Source organism: Saccharomonospora iraqiensis subsp. paurometabolica YIM 90007, from assembly GCF_000231035.2.
Taxonomy (GTDB): Bacteria; Actinomycetota; Actinomycetes; order Mycobacteriales; family Pseudonocardiaceae; genus Saccharomonospora; species Saccharomonospora paurometabolica.
On sequence record NZ_KI912232.1, the window covers coordinates 34,379 to 38,302 of the forward strand.

4 protein-coding genes are annotated in these 3,924 nt (G+C 71.9%); 1 reads left to right on the forward strand and 3 read right to left on the reverse strand.

The features are described 5' to 3' along the window. Positions 1-249: hypothetical protein (locus tag SACPADRAFT_RS32665; RefSeq protein ID WP_007026795.1), on the reverse strand; the 249-nt coding region annotated here is incomplete at its 3' end. After that, entirely contained in the window at positions 249-1,403 is a 1,155-nt protein-coding gene (locus SACPADRAFT_RS0210630; protein WP_007026796.1) for a Rieske 2Fe-2S domain-containing protein, read from the reverse strand. The genes SACPADRAFT_RS32665 and SACPADRAFT_RS0210630, both read right to left, overlap by 1 nt. Positions 1,404-1,538: 135 nt before the next feature. Here SACPADRAFT_RS0210630 and hsaA point away from each other — a divergent pair, with 135 nt between their 5' ends. Further along, on the forward strand, positions 1,539-2,744 hold the full coding sequence (gene hsaA, locus SACPADRAFT_RS0210635; protein WP_007026797.1) for a 3-hydroxy-9,10-secoandrosta-1,3,5(10)-triene-9,17-dione monooxygenase oxygenase subunit: 1,206 nt from the start codon (positions 1,539-1,541) through the stop codon (positions 2,742-2,744). Positions 2,745-2,876: 132 nt separating this feature from the next. Here the strand turns inward: hsaA and SACPADRAFT_RS26895 are convergent. Continuing rightward, on the reverse strand, positions 2,877-3,924 hold a 1,048-nt coding region (locus SACPADRAFT_RS26895), incomplete at its 5' end, for an alpha/beta hydrolase family protein (protein ID WP_040924200.1).

Genomic DNA, 3,924 nt, shown 5'->3' on the forward strand with positions numbered 1-3,924 from the left:
GCCGGTCGCGGCCGCACGGTCGATCGAGTCGCGCAGCGCGTGGCAGGTCGCGAACCGGGCGGTGGGTTCCGTGCCGGTCCCGGTCCCGGCGCAGGCGCGGCGCTCGGCGCACTCGGCCCTCGCCGTGGCGTTCCACTGGATGCTGGTCTGTTCCCAGCTCGCCTTGCGCACGTGCACCGTGGTGCCGCACTCGCGGCACCGGACGGGGGTCATCGGCACGTCGGCGAGCCGGTTGTCCTCGCGAATCATCAGGGGGTCTGCTTCTCCTGCTCGCGGCGGGCGAGGTTGTCGGCCACTTCCTGCTTCCAGGCCTCGACCGGCCGGGTGGTGTCCAGCTCGAACTCGAACCGCTCCACCATCTCCGGCTCGATGTCCGCGACGTCGACGTAGAACTGCTGGTACCAGCGCCGCAGCTGGTAGACCGGCCCGTCCTCCTCGCACAGCAGCGGGTTGTCGATCTTGGCCTTGTTCTTCCAGATCTCGACGTCCTGTTCGAACCCCTGGGCGATGAAGCCGGCCATCTTGTTCGCCACCGCGTCCGCGGCCTCGCCGAGGTTGTCCCGCTTGACGATGATGCCGTACTGCAGCACGAACGAGTTCTCGGTGATCGGGTAGTGGCAGTTGATCAGCACCGAGTCGATGTTCATCTGGTCGTAGTGGTAGGTCAGCTCGTCGACCATGAACGACGGGCCGTAGTACGACGCCACCGACGAGTTGCCCACCAGCGCCGGTTTCGAACCGTCCTTGCTCGGCGGCTGCACGTCCTCGCGGGCGGTGCCGTTCATGTACTGGGTCGCGACGTGGCCCTCGAAGACGTTCTTGAAGTAGGTCGGGAACGAGTAGTGCACGTAGAAGAAGTGCGCCATGTCCACGACGTTGTCGACGATCTCGCGGCAGTTCGTGTCCACCACGATCTCGTGCCACACCCAGTCGGTCCACTCGTCGCTGGTGGCGCCCTCGATCCGGGGGATGGTGACCTCGTCCGGGGGCGGGTTGCCCTCCGGGTCGTTCCACACGAACAGCAGCCCGTCCTGCTCCCTCGTCCGCCACGCGGAGGTCCGGGCCCGCAGCGGCACCCGGCGGGAGTAGGGGATCTTCTTGCAGCGGCCGTCGCCGCCCCAGCGCCAGTCGTGGAACGGGCAGGCGATCTCGTCCCCCTTGACGGTGCCGCGGGAGAGGTCGCCGCCCATGTGCCGGCAGTAGGCGTCGAGCACGTTCAACCGGTCGTCGCTCCCGCTGCGGAACACGACCAGCTTCCGGCCGAACGCGGTGATGGTGTGCGGCTCGCCGTCCCGGAACCACTCGGCGAGACCGAGGCAGTGCCACCCCCGCGCGAACCGCGTCGGTGCGGCCTCGGCCTCGATGGTGCGAACCTCGTCGCTCGCCGACTCGACTGTGGTCACTTCGATCCCATTCCTTCACCGACGGAAGTCCTGCGATCGTGAAGGTAGGTCGCCCGATGCGGCCGGGGGCGGAGGAGTCCCACTGGTCGGGATGTCCGGCCCCGATCATCGAGGGTCGGCGCGCAGGATCGGCGCGTGTCCGACTCCTCCCGGATTCCCGAGACGACCCCGCCGACGGCCGAGGACGTGTCGGCGGCGGTGCGCGCACTTCTGCCGGAGCTCGCCGAGCGCGCGTCGACCTGTGACGAGCGGGGCTCCCTCGGCGGGGAGACCATGGCCGCGCTCGTCGCGACCGGCGTGTTACGGCTGCTGCAGCCGACCCGCTACGGCGGGTTGGAGGCCGACCCGCGGTACTTCGCCGACGCCGTCCGCGAGATCGCCGGCGCCTGCGTCTCGACCGGCTGGGTGACCGCCGTACTCGGGGTGCACCCGTGGCAGCTCGGCCTCTTCGACGACCGTGCCCAGCACGAGGTGTGGGGCGACGATCCCGACGTGCTGATCTGTTCGTCCTACGCCCCGGTGGGCACGCTCACGCCCGTGGACGGCGGGTACCGCCTCAGCGGCCGGTGGCGGTTCGCCTCCGGCTGCGGGTACGCCTCCTGGGCGGTGCTGGGCGCGATGGCGGTGGACGGCACGGGCAGGCCGGTCGACTTCCTGTCCCTGCTGGTCCCGCACACCGACTACGACATCGTGCCGGTGTGGGACGTGGTCGGTCTGCGTGGCACGGCCAGTGACGACCTCGTGGTCGAGGACGTGTTCGTGCCCGCCCACCGGGTGATCCGCAACTACGAGCAGGCCCAGCTGCGCGGGCCGGGACAGCGGGTGAATCCCGGGCCGCTGTACCGGATGCCGTTCGCCACGGTGTTCACCACCGCCGTGACCAGCCCGCTGGTCGGCGGGGCGGCGGGGTGTTACGAGCACTACCTCACCACCATGCGGGACCGGGTCCGCCGCAGCCTCGGTGGTGGCCGGTTCGCCGAGGACGGCTTCGTGCAGGCCGCCGTCGCCCGTGCCGCCAGCGAGCTCGACGCGGCCGCACTCCAGCTCGACCGCAACCTCGGCGAGGTGTACGCGCACGCGCGCGACGACGAACCGATCCCGCTGCGCACCCGGCTGCGGGCCCGGCGGGACCAGGTCCGCGCGGCCGAACGCGCCGTCGAGGCGATCGACCTGCTGTTCAGGACCGCGGGCGGCAGCTCGCTCGGCCGGGGCAACCGGGTGGAGCGCACCTGGCGCGACGTCCACGCGGGCAGCGTCCACGTCGCCAACGACGTCGAGCGCGGCCTGGCCCTCTTCGGCCGCGGCGAATTCGGCCTCCCCGTCGAGGACAACCTCGTCTGACCGCTCGCGTCACCGCGGTGTTGCCGTGAAGGGCACTTTCCCTGCGCCCAGTGCCGTGTGGGGCACTTTCCCTGCGTCATACGCAGTGAGAGTGCCCCACACGGCAAAACCCGGCCCGTGCGGCGAGGGAGGTCAGCAGTGGGTGTCCGGTCGGTCGCCGGCGCGGAGGGCGGCGACGAAGCGGCGCACGTCGGGGAGGGAGTCGGCCACCGTCTCCCGATGGCCGCTGCCCTCGTACACCGCGTAGTCGATCATCGGATAGCGCTCGCACAGCGTGTCCACCAGCCGGTCTGTGGCCGGTTTCGGGGCGAGTGCGTCCGCGGTGCCCTGGGCGATCAGGGTCGGCACCCGGGGGGTGACGGTGGCCGGTTCCTGGGTGGCGAAGTACCGGGTCACCGGGCTCAGGTCCGCGTCCGGCCGGAAGAGTGCGGTCGGGTCCACACCGGCGGCGGCCTTCCGGACGGTGTCCATGCAGCCGGTGCGGGCCGCGGTCAGCAGCGGCGCCGCCTCGTCGGTCAGCAGTGCGTCCGGGTCGACGCGGTCGTCGGCGGCCGCGGCGCCGAGCAGCAGGATCGGCAGGAACGGCAGCGCGGCGGCCACGGCCTCCTCGTCCGGATGGTCCCGGTAGAAGGTGACCGTCCCGGTCACCCCGATGCCACCGGGTGCGATGGGTACGGCGGCGCGCAGCCGCACGTCCCGGCGCTGCGGTTCCCGCGCGGCGGCGAACAGCGCGGCGTGCCCACCCTGGCTGTGGCCCATGGCGAACCAGTCCCGGCCCACCGCGGGGTCGAGGTCGCGCGCGGCGCGGACCAGGTCGACCATCGCGTTCGCCGCGCTGTCCCCGTGCAGGTACGGGTGTGGGCCGGGGGTGCCGAGCCCCTCGAAGTCCGTGCGCACCACGGCGTAGCCGTCGGCCACCCATTCGTCGAGGGTCTCGTCCACGAGACCGAGGTAGTCGTGTGCGGGTCCGTCGACGGTGTCCCGCGAGGGGGCACACGGATCGGCGACCCCGGTGGTGCCGTGCGCCCAGCTCAGCACCGGCCATCCGCCCGGCGGCGGTGGCCCGTCCGGAAGCGCCACGGTGCCGGTGACGCGGGTCGGCTCCCCGTCGTGATCGGCGGAGGTGTACCCGACGGCCCAGGTGCCCGCCGCGCTCGGCAACGCCGCCGCCGTGGTCAGC